At 63.2% G+C, this 15239-nt stretch carries 13 protein-coding genes; 5 read left to right on the forward strand and 8 right to left on the reverse strand.

All coding sequences use genetic code 11. The annotated features are described in order from the left end of the window. The 6 genes from tssG to tssB form a co-directional block, all read right to left on the reverse strand. On the reverse strand, positions 1–1026 hold the full coding sequence (gene tssG, locus AC1RR7_RS02470) for a type VI secretion system baseplate subunit TssG (RefSeq protein WP_102622086.1): 1026 nt from the start codon (positions 1024–1026) through the stop codon (positions 1–3). Next, on the reverse strand, positions 990–2783 hold the full coding sequence (tssF, locus tag AC1RR7_RS02475; protein WP_493155973.1) for a type VI secretion system baseplate subunit TssF: 1794 nt from the start codon (positions 2781–2783) through the stop codon (positions 990–992). Before tssF ends, tssG begins: the two co-directional genes overlap by 37 nt. Then, a complete protein-coding gene (gene tssE / locus AC1RR7_RS02480; protein WP_102622084.1) occupies positions 2767–3210 on the reverse strand; it encodes a type VI secretion system baseplate subunit TssE in 444 nt (147 codons plus the stop codon). The genes tssF and tssE overlap by 17 nt, the downstream gene beginning before the upstream one ends. Before the next feature lie 15 nt (positions 3211–3225). Then, positions 3226–3723, reverse strand: coding sequence for an Hcp family type VI secretion system effector (locus AC1RR7_RS02485; protein ID WP_262193469.1), 498 nt, complete (start codon positions 3721–3723; stop codon positions 3226–3228). A gap of 77 nt (positions 3724–3800) precedes the next feature. Continuing rightward, positions 3801–5285, reverse strand: coding sequence for a type VI secretion system contractile sheath large subunit (tssC, locus tag AC1RR7_RS02490; protein ID WP_039767165.1), 1485 nt, complete (start codon positions 5283–5285; stop codon positions 3801–3803). Between the two features lie 29 nt (positions 5286–5314). Beyond that, positions 5315–5857, reverse strand: coding sequence for a type VI secretion system contractile sheath small subunit (gene tssB, locus AC1RR7_RS02495; RefSeq protein WP_064117633.1), 543 nt, complete (start codon positions 5855–5857; stop codon positions 5315–5317). Positions 5858–6085: 228 nt separating this feature from the next. Here tssB and AC1RR7_RS02500 point away from each other — a divergent pair, with 228 nt between their 5' ends. From AC1RR7_RS02500 to tssA, 5 genes are read left to right on the forward strand one after another with little or no spacing between them, the layout of a single operon-like run. Next, positions 6086–6532 carry a type VI secretion protein gene (locus tag AC1RR7_RS02500; protein ID WP_493065069.1) on the forward strand — a complete coding sequence of 149 codons (447 nt, stop codon included), beginning with the start codon at positions 6086–6088 and terminating at the stop codon, positions 6530–6532. Positions 6533–6580: 48 nt separating this feature from the next. Beyond that, positions 6581–7912: a type VI secretion system baseplate subunit TssK gene (gene tssK, locus AC1RR7_RS02505; protein ID WP_493155976.1), complete on the forward strand. Its 1332-nt coding sequence runs from the start codon at positions 6581–6583 to the stop codon at positions 7910–7912. An 18-nt stretch (positions 7913–7930) separates the two neighbouring features. Then, positions 7931–8695, forward strand: coding sequence for a DotU/TssL family secretion system protein (locus AC1RR7_RS02510; RefSeq protein ID WP_096820211.1), 765 nt, complete (start codon positions 7931–7933; stop codon positions 8693–8695). After that, on the forward strand, positions 8692–12513 hold the full coding sequence (locus tag AC1RR7_RS02515) for a type VI secretion system protein (RefSeq protein ID WP_493155978.1): 3822 nt from the start codon (positions 8692–8694) through the stop codon (positions 12511–12513). Before AC1RR7_RS02510 ends, AC1RR7_RS02515 begins: the two co-directional genes overlap by 4 nt. After that, positions 12510–13592, forward strand: a complete 1083-nt coding sequence (gene tssA / locus AC1RR7_RS02520) for a type VI secretion system protein TssA (RefSeq protein ID WP_102622080.1) — start codon at positions 12510–12512, stop codon at positions 13590–13592. The genes AC1RR7_RS02515 and tssA overlap by 4 nt, the downstream gene beginning before the upstream one ends. Here the strand turns inward: tssA and AC1RR7_RS02525 are convergent. Together AC1RR7_RS02525 and AC1RR7_RS02530 are read right to left on the reverse strand one after the other, a co-directional pair. Next, positions 13589–14557, reverse strand: coding sequence for a 2-hydroxyacid dehydrogenase (locus AC1RR7_RS02525; RefSeq protein ID WP_493065067.1), 969 nt, complete (start codon positions 14555–14557; stop codon positions 13589–13591). The genes tssA and AC1RR7_RS02525 overlap by 4 nt on opposite strands. Before the next feature lie 139 nt (positions 14558–14696). Beyond that, positions 14697–15221, reverse strand: coding sequence for a cysteine hydrolase family protein (locus AC1RR7_RS02530; RefSeq protein ID WP_493155981.1), 525 nt, complete (start codon positions 15219–15221; stop codon positions 14697–14699). Positions 15222–15239: the final 18 nt, after the last annotated feature.

The raw sequence follows: 15239 nt of genomic DNA on the forward strand, positions 1-15239 counted from the left end.
TCAGGTGATCTCCAGCTGACGAAGACGGGTTTCGATCCGTTGTACTGCAAGGCTGGCCTGCCGTTGCAAACCGCCGTTCCAGCTCAACAACGCCGGGGTCTGGCGACCGAGTTTCATCGGCCCGGCGCCGCGTACCAGCATCACCAGTTTCACGTCCAGATCCGGGCCGAAATACAGCGCCGCCAGGCTCGCCAGTGCCGGGTGCGCTTCACCGTCCGGCAAAAAGCGCCCGGCCTGCGCCGAGGACAATGGGCCGAGCGTCAGGCGAATTCCGGCGTGTTCATCCCAGACCCGAGTGCCGGCGACCGCAGTGCGACCAAGTTGCAGATTGCGCCCGCCAGCCTTCATGACGCTGCGGCTGGCTGCCGGAATCTCACGCCACGCGCCTTCATACGCGCTCAGCTCCACCGGCACGGCAAATTGCTCGCGGACAATGGCTGCGAACCCCGCCAACGACCGGCGGCCATCGGCGTACAACGCCGTGCAGGCCAGAACGGCGCAGTCGGGAATCGCCTGACGTTCCTGCAACGACTTGGGCAGCAACCCGGTCAGCGCCCGCAATTGCGCCTGCACCGGCGAAGCGCCGGGCGTGGTAAAGCCGAGGGCGATCCGGTGTTTGCGCATCACCTTGTAGAGCAGGCTGAGCAACCGATGCTGGAACAGGTCGAGGAACTCGGCGGGCGCGTGATCCTTGGCCCGGGCCCGTTGTTGCAGCCATTCCTGATAGGCGTAAGGCAACGGGCCGTCGGGGCCGCCGAGGCCGAACATCGGTGTGTTCAGGGTCAGCGGTTCGCCCGGTTTTTCCTCAAGGCTTTCGATCTGGCTGGCGGCGAACACGGGCGTCAACGGCCCGCGCAATTTCAACGCTTCGGCCTGCGGCGACGTACCGGAACCCAGGGAGTCGGCCTGCGGCTGTTCGCGCTCCAGCAACAGCAACGCCTGCAACCATTCGAAGGCCTGCGGATCGCGGCGCAGTCGCTGACCGAGTGTCAGAGCGACAGGGGCATGCCGGCTTGGGGTTGCCATGCCTTGACCTCCTTGTCAGCCTGCATGAGCACCGTGCGCACAAAGCGATTGGCCGTGGCGTACACCGAAAAGAATTGCGCGAGCACCGCCGAGAACAGCACTGCGCTGCTGCCGACGAAATGCTGCGGATCAAGCTGCAACTGCACTTCAAGTCCGTTGCGCCAGCCGCGCCAGGCATCGGCACCGACGTGGCCGATCACCCGTTCGCAAGCGAGGCTCAGCAAGCCTTCGATCTGGCGCAGGGCGCTGGCTTCATCGCGCAGGTTATGCAGATGAAGAATTTCCTTCAGTGCGTCCAGCGCCTGTGGCCCTTCGACCAGCGACAGGTGATTGAGGGTCAGTTGCGACACCAGCCGCCAGCGCGAATCGCCGTCCAGTCGCGGCAGACTCTGCGGGCTCGGAGGATTGCGCAGGCGTGCCCACGCTACCGGGCCCGGCCGTTCGAATCCCAGCGGCGTACCGGCCGGCAGACTCTGGGCCAGATGCCGGTTGGTGCACAGCAGTTCGGCCGTGAGGCTGTAGTCGGGCAGATCGGTTTGCGGTTCAAAACGGGTGTCGACGACGCTGACCAAAAGATCGCTGCCGAGCCGGTTCGGCGACTGGCCACTGACTCGCCGCGCATGCCAGTAACGCTGTTGATCGCCGCCGCTGTGCTGGCTGCCGTAATAGGCGGGCAGGCGTTGCACGCCGGCACTGGAACTGGCGCGCATGCCTCGGATGCTGTGGATCTCGACGCTGTTTTCCCGGTGGCTGTCGGCGACCAGTCGGTACTCGCTGCGGGTGCCGTCGGGGCGCAACGGCTCGGATGTGCGCGGGAACAGATTGATCACCGGCGCACAGCCCAGTGCGATGTCGCTGGCCTGCAAGTGCAGTCGGCCGGCCGGCGCACGGTCGAAAACGATGTAGAGGTAGAGCGTCTGGCTGTCGCTGGAAACGCCGGCAAGCGGCAAGTCGAAGAAGTGGAATTTTTCCGGGAAGGCAAAGTATTCCGCCAACAGACGCATGCCCGGGTGTACGCCGTCTTCGTCCGGCAGCAGCACTTCGTCGTCGGCAAACCCGACGATCTGCGGCAGTCCCTTCACCTTCGCCGGAATACTCCCTGGCGAGCCTGCAAGTACCTGCACCGCATGGGCGCCGAGCAGGTCATAGAGACCGGCGTTGATCACGGGCGAGGCGGCCAGGTGAATGCGTAAACTTTCGATCTCCAGCTCGGACCATTGGCTTTCGCCCAGGCAACGCAGGTTCAGGCGCAAGGCCGAACGGGACTGCGCCACGCCGGTCAGTGCCTGGGCTTCGTCGCTGCCAAGCAGCAGCGCTTCAGTCACTTCGATCGGCCACAGCCGCACGGCGGCACTGGTGCGAAAGTGAATGCTTTCGCCCTTGCTGGTGGTGACGAACAGCGGCGTGTCCCGGGGCAGGGGATAGCCGCCGTCGAGTTTGCCTTTGCTCGGATCAGGTTCGAACTGCACGATGGCGCAGGACGGCAGCGGGCGCACGGCCAAGGGATAGAGCTGCTCCAGCAAGGCATCGCTGAACTCTGCGTAGTCGTCATCCAGACGCCGTTGCAGGCGCGCCGCGAGCAGGGCGAAGCCTTCGAGCAATCGCTCGACGTGCGGATCCGGGCATTCACCGGGAGACAGTTCCAGCCGCCGCGCGACTTTCGGATAGCGTTCGGCAAACTGGCTGCCGGCGTGGCGCAACCAGGTCAGTTCGCGTTGGTAATAGTCGAGCAGTTGCGGGTCAATCGAGTCGCTCATGGCGCACCTCCAGCCCTTCGTTGCCGGGCTCGATGACAAAGGCCACCGGCCAATGCTGCGAGCCGCTGCGCAATTCGCCGAGCAGACGGATGCTCAATCGCTGTGGCTGATCGGGGAGGGGATTGACCTGAACCTCGCCCAGCAGCAGGCGCGGTTCGAAATGGGTGATGGCCTCACGAATGTCCCGTGCCAGGCGACGGCGATCATCGCTGCGCTGCTGTTGCAGGGCACTCCAGTCGGCGATGCCGTAGTCGATCACGCTGGGGGGCACCGTCAATGTGCGCGGGCCACGGCGGGTGTTGAACAGGCGCCCGAGCTCGGTGTGCACCGAGTCGAGCAAATCCTGCCGATCGAACTCCGGCGGCTCGTCGGCCTCGCTCCAGGCGAGGCGTTCGAACAGCGGTGCGCGGATGCCGGTGCCAGCCATGGCGAGGGCGTCCGGTTACTTGCTGGCCTTGTTGGCCGCCAGGTCCCAGACCGTGCCGGCGGTGCCTTCCTTGGTGCCGTCGTCTTTTTGCGCCGTGAGTTCCCATTTGATCTTGGTGAAGTTCAGGGAAATGGTTTCCACCGGTTTGCCACCGGTACCGCCGCTGACGCTGACGTTGGACAGCACCACGTTGGTCAGGGTGTAGATGATGAACGGCATGATCTGCCCGCTGCCTTCGGCGGCGTTGCGACCGATGGTGATCTTGGCTTCCGGGATCGGTTTGCCGGCGCAGCAATATTCGTTGAGGGAGGGCGTCGAGCTGTCGACGAATTTGGTCAGGGTGAACTCGCCGATGTGTGGGCGGCCGGAGGTGCGCTCCGAGTTGCTGACGTCGTTGGTTACCTGCATCGCCACGTTGTGGCTGTAGGACATGACTTCGATCTTGTCCTTGTAGCCCTCGAGCAGGCTGTCGCCTTTGATGTCGCCGCCGAGGTCGAGAATGATTGCATCCATCGCTTGAAACTCCTGAAAGGTGTCGCGCTAGACAAACAGGGGAGCGCCCGCAGGAACATCCTGCGAGCGTATGCGGGTCAGGCGGCTACCGGAGGCGGCAGCGTGGCGACCAGGCGGATCGATGCCGTCAGTTCTTCCAGCTGGAAGTGCGGCCGCAGGAACACGGTCGCGCGATAGGCACCGGGTTTGCCGGCGACTTCGGTGACGTCCACCCGTGCTTCGCGCAGCGGGTACTGCGCCTTGATCTCCTGCGGCGCGTTGTCGTTGATCAGCACGTAGTCGGCGATCCAGTTGTTGAGGTAGGTCTGCACGTTGTCGCGGGTCATGAAACTGCCGACCTTGTCGCGCATGATCACCTTCAGGTAATGGGCGAAACGCGAGGCCGCGAGCACGTACGGCAACATCGCCGAGATTCGCGCGTTGGCGTTGGCCTCGTTGGTGTTGTAGACCTTGGACTTGTTGGTGGTCTGGCCGCCGAAGAACACCGCGATGTCGCTGTTCTTCTTGTGGCACAGGGCGATGAAACCGAGGTCGTTGAGTTCCTTCTCACGACGGTCGGTGATCGCCACTTCGGTCGGGCATTTGAGCGACAGGTCGCCGGAGCTGGTGCGGAAGGTGTGCGCCGGCAGGCCTTCGACCGCGCCGCCGCCTTCAGCACCACGGATCGCCGCGCACCAGCCGTACTTGGCAAAGGCTTCGGTGATGCGTTGCGACAGCGCCCACGCAGCGTTGCCCCACAGGTATTTGCTGTGGTCGGTGCCGTTGGTGTCTTCGACGTAGTTGATGCCTTCCACCGGCGAAGTGTCCGGGCCGTAAGGCAGGCGCAGCAGGAAGTGCGGCAGCACCAGCGAGACGTAGCGCGAGTCTTCGCTCTCACGGAACGAGCGCCACTTGATCAGCTCCTGGCTCTCGAACACTTTCGACAGATCACGCGGCACAGCCAGTTCGGTGAAGCTGTTCATGTCGAACAGACGCGGGCTGGCGGCAGCGATGAACGGGGCGTGGGCGGCTGCAGCGACGTTCGACAGTTTCTCCAGCAGGCCGATGTCCTGCGGGTGGCGGCCGAAGGTGTAATCACCCACCAGCAGGCTGAACGGATGGCCACCGAAGGTGCCGTATTCCTCTTCGTAGATCTTTTTGAACAACGCGCTCTGGTCGAATTCGACGGCTTTTTCCAGGTCGTTCTGCAGCTCTTTCTGCGTCACGTTGAGCAGACGCAGTTTCAACCGGGTGCTGGTTTCGGTGTTCTGCACCAGCATGTGCAGGCCGCGCCAGGACGCTTCGAGTTTTTGCAGGTCCGGGTGATGCAGCACTTCGTTGAGCTGGGCGCTGATCAGCTCGTCGATCTGGCTGATGCGGTCGTTGATCATCGCCACCGTGTCCTTGTCGATGGCCATGCCTTCGTCGAGTACCTGGGTGGCGAATTCCGCGAGCATGTCGCGGGCGTAGTCCTGCTGGCTGTCGTCATGGGCCATGCGGCCCTCGGCGATGATCCGGTCAAGCAGGGATAAAGTCTCGGCAGCAGCATTTTCGCTGGCTTGATTCTGGGCGGCGGCGGGCATGGCGAATTCTTCCTCGGTCAGGTGGACGATCAGGCTTGCGGTTCGGCCGGAGCCTCGGCATCAGCTGCCGGGGTAGCGGTGTCCGGGCGGGCCGATTTGATCTCTTGCAAGCCTTCGGTGTTGGCGATGACATCGCGCAACAGCTTGTCCAGATCATCGTTGCCGTCGAGTTTGGTCAGCAAATCGCGCAGGCGCTGACGGGCTTCGAACAGGCGGCGCAGCGGGGTGACTTGCTCCACCACCTTGACCGGGTCGAAATCGTCGATGTGTTTGAAGTTGAGTTCGATGTTCAGCTTGCTGTCATCGCCGCTGAGGGTGTTGTTGACTTGTAGCGTGGCACGGGGGCCGATGGAGGCGAGCACTTCGTTGAAGTTGTCGCGGTCGATTTCGGTGAAACGTCGCTCAGTCAGTTTTGCCAATGGTTCGAGCGGTTTTCCCGAGAGGTCGGCCAGGATCCCGACGACCAGCGGCAATTCCTTTTTCTCGATGGCGTTGCCGATTTCGACGTCATAGGTGATTTGCACTCGAGGCGGGCGAACCCGGTCGAGCTTGTGCTGGGTACTTTCTGCCATGTCGGCGGACTCCGATGCGATGAGCGGGCGCAATGCATCGGGGAGGCCCGTTCATCGCTTTCCCTTGCTGGACCACAGGTTAGAAAGGGAGGCAGATGACCTGTCGTTCCTTTGACAAACCTTCCACATTCGGCTGTAGGAACCGAACTACCCAAGACGCTAGAACAGGTCTATAAAAATGCAAGCGAAAAACATTTTTGGACTGTCTCGCGAAAAGGAAAATTCATTTTGTCTGGACGACTTTTTCTAACACTCGGGTTTGCGCTACTCGCGGGCTGTTCGTTCTTCGGGCCGAAAGTCGACCTCGACAGCCTGACCCTCGACGTCGCGCCCAAGGCCAATGACGACACACCGATCGCCGTGGATTTCATCGCGGTCAACGATCCGGATCTGCTCAAGCAACTGTCGGGCATCAGCGCCCAGCAGTGGTTCGCCGGGCGCGAGCAGTACCAGCGCGACTATCGTCAGTTGATGAGCGTGTGGGGACTGGAGCTGGTGCCGGGGCAATTCATCGACCGCCAACCCTTCCCGCTGGGGGGCAAGCGGGCGGCTGGACTTTTAGTCTTCGCCAGCTATAACACACCCGGAGCGCACCGCTTGCGGCTGGACGATCAGAGCGATGCCTGGCTCAAGTTCGACAGCCGCGAGATGAGCCTGGTCAGCAAGGAAAACTGAAAAAAACACCGTCCGCCGCCGGTTCGCGGTGCAGTCGAAGGGAGTCGTATGAGTCTGCTACCTGACGCGGTCTGCTGGCATGAAGGCATGCAATTGCTGCCACAGCATTTTCAGTTGCAGGGCTTGCGGGCCGAGGCGCTCGGCGCGCATCTGGCCCAGGCGTGCAACCCGTGGTTCTTTGGTGTCAGCCACATGGAGTTCGACCCTTCGGCGATGAGTGCCGGGGTGGTGCGGGTGCTGTCGTTGCAAGGGACGATGCCGGACGGGTTGCCGGTCAATCTGCAGGCGGGAGTCGGGCCGTTGCTGGAGCTGGATGTCGGCCCGTCGATCAACGAAACCGACGATGCGACCGTCACCGTTTACCTGGCGATCAGTCCGCTGTGGCGCGCCGGTCAACTGTTGCCGCTCAAGGGGCGATTGCAGTCGGTGGTTGGCGAGGCGCTGCCGGATCTCACCAGCGGCGAATTCCCCGAATCGATCACGGTGTGGCGACCCAATCCGCGTCTGTGCACGCAACTGAACAAGGCCGATTCGATCTGCCTGCCACTGCTGAAAATCCGCAAGGAGGGTGGCGGTTTCCTGCCGTTGCCCTATACACCGCCGACGCCGGTCCTGTTACCGGAGTCGCCGCTGGGTCGGCGGATTGCCGGGCTCTGCGCGCGAGCCCGGGAGAAATGCCTGTTCCTTGGCGGGCGTCTGCGTCAGGCACAACAGTCCGGCAATCAGGACGATGCGCTGGAGATCCGCCGCCAACTGACCGCGTTATGGACGCGGCTGCCGGAAGTCGAAGGTTCGCTGAACAGTCGCATTGCCCATCCGCAGGGTTTGTACGTGCAGTTGCTGGGGCTGGCCGGCGCGTGGTCGGCGCTGGATCCGCTGGCGGGCGTGCCGTCGTTCGCGCCGCTGGACTTTTTCGAGTTGCAGCGCGGATACGAGCCGCTGCTGGACTGGCTGGAAACCACCCTGGAGCTGATCCGCGCCGGTTACCGCAGCATCGCTTTCGAACGCAGCGAACACAGCTTTTCCATTCAGTTGCCGGACGAGCAGCCCAGTCAGCGGCTGGTCATCGGCCTGCGCATGCCCAACGGTGCCAGCGAGCAGGCGGCCGGCGAGTGGCTGCGCGGTGCGATCATCGCCTCGGCGCCACACATCGCCTTGCTCAGCCGCCAGCGCATGAGCGGCCTGATGCATCAGGCGATGAGCCGCAGCGAACAGGTGGCCTACAGCGTCGGCGATGACACCCGACTGTTTGTGGTGACGGCCGAAGGCAACTGGTTCGACGCGCAATTGCCGCTGATGATCGCCGCGCCGGCCACCCGGCTGACCAGCAGTCCGTGGCAAGTGGTGCTGTTTGTCGCCCAGAACAGTGAAAGTGCCTGATCACACAAGGAACGCCGTATGTCGCAAGGAAGTGCCGCAAGCCTTGGGTTGCAGGACGCACCGTTGAGCAGCGCGTTCCGTCAGACGTGGCAGCAATGGCAACTGGACTGGACTCAATTGCCCAAGGACATCGAGGACGATGCGGCGCTGGTCGAAACCGTGGTCGAGCTGTCCACCCAGGCTTCACAGCGCTTGTGGCGTACGGCGTTTTCGCGGGTCGGCGACTCGGCGACCGAACAGGTCAAGGCGCTGGTGTACGCCTTCGTTGCGCTGGTCGATGAAACCCTGCTGTTCAGCCCATGGCCGGGCCAGGGCGCCTGGCAAGACAAGCCGCTGGAGTCGCGCCTGTATTCCAGCCGTCAGGCGGGTGAGCAAGTGCCGGCGGCGATTCAAACCCTTCTCGATGAACAACAACCCACCACCCGTGACCTCGCCAACGTCTACCTGCAATGTCTGATCCTCGGTTTCCATGGGCGCCTGCGTGGCGAGCACAGTCAGGCGCAATTGGAAAAGTGGCGGCTGGCGCTGTTCACCTTTGCCTGGCAGGACGAGGCCAGTTACGACGATGTCAGCGAACGACTGGTCCAGCCGTCGCTGGTCGCACCCCTGCAACTGCCGGTGCGCACGGCGTTGCCGGACGGTTTTCGTCTGGCGTTGGGCATTCTGGCGATGGTGCTGTTGCTGACCGGGGTCGGCCAGTTCTTGTGGAGTGACATTCGTTCAGAGCTGGAACCAGTGCTGCAAACCACCGACTCGATGGCGGCGCCGGAGCAAGACTCATGAGTACCTTGTCGATCGTCGCATGGGTGGTCGCGGTGCTGTTGTTGCTGGTGATCGTCGGTGTGGCGGTGTGGTGGCTGCGCACTCGAAGCGGCGCGGCGATCCGCAGCTTCTATCTTGCGGTGCGGCACATGGAGCAAGAGCAGGGCACTCACGATCGCTATCAGTTGCCATGGTTGCTGATGCTCGGCGATGAAGTCCAAGGCACGCAACTGGTGACCGAGTGGCGCCTGCAACCCACCGACAAACCGGCCTGGTTCGGCCGTTGGTGGTCGGACCCGGAAGGTGCGGTGCTGGTGGTGCCGCAAGGCTTGTTTCTGCCGGAAGACGGCATGCATCTGCAACGTGGCGGCTGGTGGCGACTGCTCGGGCTGATCCTGCGCCTGCGCAGCAAGCGTCCGCTCGACGGGGTGATCTGGACCGTGCCGGTCAGTCGCCTGGGCAATCTGGAACAGGCGACGCAGTTGGGGCTTGCGGCGCGCCGACGCTTCATCGATCTGCTGCAGCGCTTTGGCCTGAGTGTACCGGTGTACGTGATCGTCACCGGGCTTGAGGAACTGCCGGGGTTTCAGGACCTGATCAGTGCGCTGCCTAATGAGGCACGCGAACGCACCCTGGGCTGGTCGTCGCCGTTTGCGCGGGATGCGGTGTGGCAGGGGCAGTGGAGTGATCAGGCGCTGGATCGCCTGCACCGCGCCGTCGCCGAAGCAGTGATTGAACTCGGCACATTGTCCGGGCATTTGAGTGCTGACCTGTATGCCTTGCCGGAGCGTCTCGAAACGCTGCGACGGGGGCTGCAAAACGTGCTTGAGCCGGTGTTTCAGGGCAACGCGCAGGGCGAGGCACCGTGTTTTCGTGGTGTGTATTTCAGCGCCAATCAACCCTGCGAGGATGCGCTCGACGGGTTCAGCGCCGATGACAGCGGCTTGCAGCGCAGTGTGTTCATGCGTCAGTTGTGGCGTCAGCGCCTGGTCGGTGAGCGTGGTCTGGCGCAAGGGGTGCCACGGTTGTTGCGCCTGCGTCAGCGTTGGCAACGACTGACGGCCGGCGTGGCGCTGGTGGTCGGGGTTGTCTGGGCGCTGGCGATGTTCTGGGTGTGGAACCAGTCGGTCAAGGACGCCCATGAACTGGCGCGGCTGATGCAAGGCGCGCACAAGAGCTACGTCACGGTCACCGACGAGGCGCACCGCGTCGAGCCGACCCGGCGCAACGTGCAGAGCTTCTGGCGGGTACTGGAAAAAGCGCCGCACTGGCACTACGTGTCGCTGGCGTTTCCGTCTTCGTGGATTTCCTCTGTGGACGTGAAGATCGAACGGGCGGTGTTCCAGGCTGCCCAGCGTCATATGGTTCAGCCGCTGCATGCCTTGCTGGTGGCGGAGCTGGCGAAGATCAAGGCGATCCGCGTGGCGGATCGGCGCAACAGCGTCGAAAGCGAAGACCCGGCCCAGTGGCAGAACTACCAGAAGGCCACGGACCTGGTGGACCGGGCGCTGCGCCTGGAGCAGCAGAACCAGTTGTTCGCTGAGGTGCAGAACAATCAGCGGGCACCGTTGGACGATCTGGTGCAACTGAGCAACAACGCGCTGTCGCTCAACCTCAACGCGGCGACGGTGCCCCACGCCGCTTATTACAACCGGCTGTTGGCGGCAGGGGACAATGGTGATTTGCAGGCGCTGGATCTGAGTGTCGAGCGGCCGCTGATCGTCAGCAACTTCAACGGGCTGATGGAGCGCTGGCTCGATCAGTATTTTCTGGCCGACAATTTTGTCAGCAAGGCCGGCTACCTCAAGCTGCACCTGGAACAGCTTGAGGCCGGGAGTGGCAACAGCCTCAGCGAGCTGGAAGACCTGCGCGCGCTGATCGATGACCTGCAAGCGGCGATCGCCCTGACCAATTCGACCTGGAGTCGCGGCAAGGGTCAGGAACTAGTGCCGGGCTACCGCGAATTTCTCGACAAGGTGCGCAAGAGCACGTTGCTCGGGCCGGCGGTCGAGCAACAACTCGACGCCCAGGCGGGCAAGTTGCAGCAGAGTTTCCGTGATCAGTGGATCGCTCAGGTCGGTTCGCGCGGCAACTTGCTGGTGCAGCAGGGCAGCGGGCAACTGGCGTTGCAGGATCAGGTGGTGAAGCTCAATAACGCGGTGCAGGCGCTGTTCAAGCGCGACTTCGTGTCCATCGCCATGCGCGCCACCGAAGACAACGTCAACCTGCAAGGCCAGACCGTCGATGGCGACGATCTCAACACCTCGCTCAACTATTTCGCCAGCTACAAGAGTTATGTCGCCGAAGAACTGCCGCGCATTCCCCCGGCTTATCGCGGTGCGCTGCTGCAAGCGGCTGAAGGCGCGGCGGCGCAGGCCATGTGGCTGAGCCTGAAAGATCACAACGACCAGACGCATCCCTATGCGGTGTTCAATGTGCAGGCCGAGCAGGCCATGGCTTTGCAGAAGGCGTTTGTCGAAGTCCATCGCAGCGATCTGGCGGCACGTCTGCAAGGTGCGTTGAACCGTCGGGCCATGGCGCAGATCGTCAACGGTCTGGATGAAATCACCGCACAACCGCTGTTCGGCGGACGGACTGAAATCAGCCAGTGGGACGGCTCGAAAAACCTCGGCTTGCAGCTGTACGGCGCCAGCGATGTGCAGGACTTGAAGCTGAGCCTCAAGCAGCAATTCAACACCATGCTCGGCATCACCGAGCGGCGCACATCGGCGTTGCAGTGGCTGATGACCCAGCAGGGCAATCTGTCGGCGCTGGATTACGAACGGGTGACCCAGTTCAGCGCGCTCAACGACGAACTGCTCAAGTACAAGGATTCGAACCCGGCCAGTTCGCCGGCGCAGATCGAGCAATTGGTCAGCCGCGATTTCATCGAGATGGACACCGGCTCCTGCGTGCAGGTGTTGCAGACCGCCAATCTGGCGGGCGGGCGCGGCACTCTGGCAATGCGTGCGGTGGAATTGCAACAGTCGGCCATGCAGCGTTGCCAGTACCTGCAACAGCAACAGGCAGCAGCGGCGTGGAATGAACTGGCCAACTATTTCAATCAGTACCTGGCCGATCGCTTCCCGTTTGCCAACGGTTTGCAGGCGCAGGATGCGGACCCCGCGCGGGTGCAGCATTTTCTGGAAATCATCGACAAGCGCCTGCCGGTCGCCCAAGCCGGGCTGGTGCTGAGTCAGACCCCGGAACGACTGGCGGCGGAAGATTTTCTCAACCGTTTGAAGCAGGCGAGCCTGTGGCTGACCCCGCTGTTCGTACGCGACAAGAGCGGCATTCTCGGTGTCGAGATGGACGTTCGCTGGCGCACCGATCGCGACGATGAGCGCGGTGCCGATCAGGTGATCGCCGGGGGCTTGCTGGCCGGCAGTCAGCAGGTCAGCTATCCCGCTGCCGAGCAGACGAACCTGCGCTGGATGGTCGGCCAGCCGATCCGCCTGACCCTGCGCTGGGCGCGCAACGGTCGCGAGCGCCCGGTCAACGATCCGCTGCAACCGAACCTGGTGGTTCGGGACATGGAGGCGGGCTGGGAGTACGGCGGGCCATGGTCGTTGCTGCGGTTGATGCGCGCGCACTTCTCGGTCCAGCGACAGCCGAGTATGGATTACACGGACTTTCCGCTGACCCTACGCCTGCCGGTCACCGCGCTCAATGACAGCATCACCACGGAGTTCACCCGGATGTTCGTGCGTCTGTCGTTGATGAGCCAGGGCTCGAAGCTGCCATTGTCGATTCCACCGTTGCCGACCCGGGCGCCGCGCTCGCCGTTTCAGGCAACGGGCACCACCGCCGCCATTGAATCCCGCGAGGAGGGCCTGTGAGCCTGCCATCTGCAACCATGCCGGACCTGATCGATCAGTTGCTCGCACCGATCAGCGCCGACGCGCCGTGTGGTGCGGATCTGCGTTACGAACGCGAGTTCGATCAATTGCGCGACCTGCGTCGCGAGGACGATGCGAGCCTGCCGACCGGGGTCTGGCAATCGACGCTGAAACAGGCGAACTGGCCAGAAGTGGAAAAACTCACCACGACGTTGCTGATCGAGCGCAGCAAGGACCTGATGCTCAGCGCCTGGCTCGGCGAGGCCTGGCTGCACCTTCAAGGACTGGACGGATTGCCCGGCAGCCTGGCGCTGATCGCCGGATTGTGTGAGCGCTATCCCGAACAGTTGCACCCGCAGGCCGAGGAGGGTGATCAGTCGTGGCGGGTGATTCCGCTGGAGTGGCTGGTGCGTCGGTACAGTGAGGTGCTGCTGACCCGGGTGCCGCTGTTCGGTTCGCACAACAGCGATTTCGAGGCATACAACCTGGAAACCTGGCGCCGCTTGCAGGTGCAGCAGGTGCAGGTCAACGACAGCAAGAATGCCAAGGCCTCGGCGGAAACCGCACGCAATGAACAGAAGAAACTCAGCGATCAGGTGCGCGCCACGCCATTGGCATTCTGGCTGCGCCAACAGGGCAACCTGCTGCTGAGCCAGCAACACCTGCAGCGTCTGAACGCCTGGAGCGATACGTATCTGGGCGATCAGGGGCCGGGTTTGCAGCCCTTGCAGGAGATCATTCAAGCGCTGCTGAAACTGGTTCAGGAGTTCATCGCCATGCACCCACAAAAACCGGCGCCGGTCGCCCCTGTCGAAGCCCCCGTGGTGGAGGCGCAGCCGGTCGATGAAGCGCCCGTGGCGGCGCAGGTCTTTCGTGAGCCGGCGAACCGCGAAGAAGCCTATCGGCAATTGCTGCTGATCGCTGAATACCTGGCCCGCACCGAACCTCACAGCCCCGTGCCATACCTGATCCGGCGCGGGGTGGAGTGGGGCAACAAGCCGTTGAGCGAACTGCTCGGCGAGTTGATCTCGGCCGACGCCGAATCGCGGCGGCTGTGGACGTTGCTCGGCGTGCTTTAGTGCACGCGCTGGTTGTTTTGCTTCGGCGGCAGTGTCAGCGGTGTCAGCACCGGCTCCCCGGCAAAGAACGCCACCAGGTTTTTCCCCACCAGCTCCACGGTGCCCTGGGTGGCTTCCGGTGACAGCCCGGCGACGTGCGGGGTGAGAATCACGTTGCTCAGGGTTTTCAGTGCGTCCGGCACCCGGGGTTCGTGGTCGAACACATCCAGTGCGGCGCCGGCGATTCGCCGTTGCTCAAGTGCCGTGATCAGGTCCGCCGTGGCGATCACGCTGGCACGGGCGATGTTGACGATAAAGCCTTTGGGCCCCAGCGCGTCCAGCACGGGACGGGTCACCAGATGCTGGCTGCCGATGCCGCCGGGCGTCGCCACCACCAGAAAGTCCGAGGCTCGCGCCAGTTCGGTGGGGGTCGAACAGAAGGCGTAGGGCACATCGCTGCGCACCTGGCGGTTGTGGTAGCTGATCTCCATGTCGAAGCCCAGATTCGCCCGTTTGGCGATGGCCATTCCCACCGCGCCGAGGCCGAGAATCCCGAGCCGCTTGCCCGCCAGGGACGGGCGCATGATCTTCGGCCATTCGCCACGGCGCACGGCCGCGTCACAGCGCGGAATGTCGCGTACCAGCGACAGCAGCAACGCCATGGCATGGTCGGCCACCGACGAGGCGTTGACGCCGGCGCCGTTGGTGACGGTCAGGCCCCGGTTGCTGGCGGCTTGCAGGTCCACCTGTTCGTAGCCGGCGCCGATCACGCAGATGATTTTCAGCGCGGGCAACGCGGCGATTTCTTCGGCGTACAACCCCAGCGGGCCACGGGTCAGCACCGCGTCGATGCGTGCGCCGTGGGTGGCAATCGCCTGGGCGCGTTCGGCGGGTGTCGGGGCGAGGATCAGGTGAAAGCCCTGTCGTTCGAGAATGGGCAGGTAGTCATTGATGGTTTCAACCAGTACCAGAACGGTGGCGGGCATTGCTCGGCTCCTGTGATCGTCGGCGTGTCGGTCGCGAAAGTCGTGTCAGAGTGCTGATTCCAGAGCGGTTTGGCAATGGCCGGCACTGCCCCGCACCAGCCAGTGTAGGAGCTGATACGGGGAGCGCGTGGGCGCTTCGTCAGAAGGCAACGTCGGCAGTGTTGATCAACCGCGCGAACGCCGTGCCAAGGGTTGCGTTGTGGTGCTCGATGATCGCTTGGGCCGGTAGTGCGGGTGTGTCCATGCAAGTGTGGGCATCGGCTACCAGCAATGGCTTGAAGCCCAGATCGGCAGCGGCGCGGCAGGTGCTGTCGATGCAGAACTGGGTTTTCATGCCGACGATGTACAGATCTTCGATTTTCGCGGCGTTGAGTTGTTGAGCCAGATCTGTGCCGTGGAAGGCATTGGGGCGGGATTTGTCGATGAAGGTGGCGTTTTCAGCGGCCAGCTCAAGTGCTGGCAATAACTGCCAGAACGCACTGCCGACGGCAATCGGCGAGCCAACCGGCCCGGTGTGGCGCACGGCAAAGATCGGCACTTGCCGTTGGCGTGCCTGGGCGATCAAGTGCTGGATGTTGGCGAGCATACGTTCGCCGTCGTGGGGTTCTTCCTGACCCTGGAACAGGCCGACCTGCATATCGATGATCAACAGTGCTGCGGGCATGGTGTTTCTCCTTGGATG

It is taken from the genome of Pseudomonas sp. GW821-FHT11G12 (assembly GCF_058808055.1).

What these genes read in the sequence shown, in the direction of transcription:
- AC1RR7_RS02530 (WP_493155981.1), bottom strand. Translation starts at nt 15,221, where the DNA reads ATGCCCGCAGCACTGTTGATCATCGATATGCAGGTCGGCCTGTTCCAG.
- tssB (WP_064117633.1), bottom strand. Translation starts at nt 5,857, where the DNA reads ATGGCAGAAAGTACCCAGCACAAGCTCGACCGGGTTCGCCCGCCTCGA.
- tssF (WP_493155973.1), bottom strand. Translation starts at nt 2,783, where the DNA reads ATGAGCGACTCGATTGACCCGCAACTGCTCGACTATTACCAACGCGAA.
- tssG (WP_102622086.1), bottom strand. Translation starts at nt 1,026, where the DNA reads ATGGCAACCCCAAGCCGGCATGCCCCTGTCGCTCTGACACTCGGTCAG.
- AC1RR7_RS02510 (WP_096820211.1), top strand. Translation starts at nt 7,931, where the DNA reads ATGTCGCAAGGAAGTGCCGCAAGCCTTGGGTTGCAGGACGCACCGTTG.
- AC1RR7_RS02525 (WP_493065067.1), bottom strand. Translation starts at nt 14,557, where the DNA reads ATGCCCGCCACCGTTCTGGTACTGGTTGAAACCATCAATGACTACCTG.
- tssK (WP_493155976.1), top strand. Translation starts at nt 6,581, where the DNA reads ATGAGTCTGCTACCTGACGCGGTCTGCTGGCATGAAGGCATGCAATTG.
- tssC (WP_039767165.1), bottom strand. Translation starts at nt 5,285, where the DNA reads ATGCCCGCCGCCGCCCAGAATCAAGCCAGCGAAAATGCTGCTGCCGAG.
- tssE (WP_102622084.1), bottom strand. Translation starts at nt 3,210, where the DNA reads ATGGCTGGCACCGGCATCCGCGCACCGCTGTTCGAACGCCTCGCCTGG.
- AC1RR7_RS02485 (WP_262193469.1), bottom strand. Translation starts at nt 3,723, where the DNA reads ATGGATGCAATCATTCTCGACCTCGGCGGCGACATCAAAGGCGACAGC.
- AC1RR7_RS02515 (WP_493155978.1), top strand. Translation starts at nt 8,692, where the DNA reads ATGAGTACCTTGTCGATCGTCGCATGGGTGGTCGCGGTGCTGTTGTTG.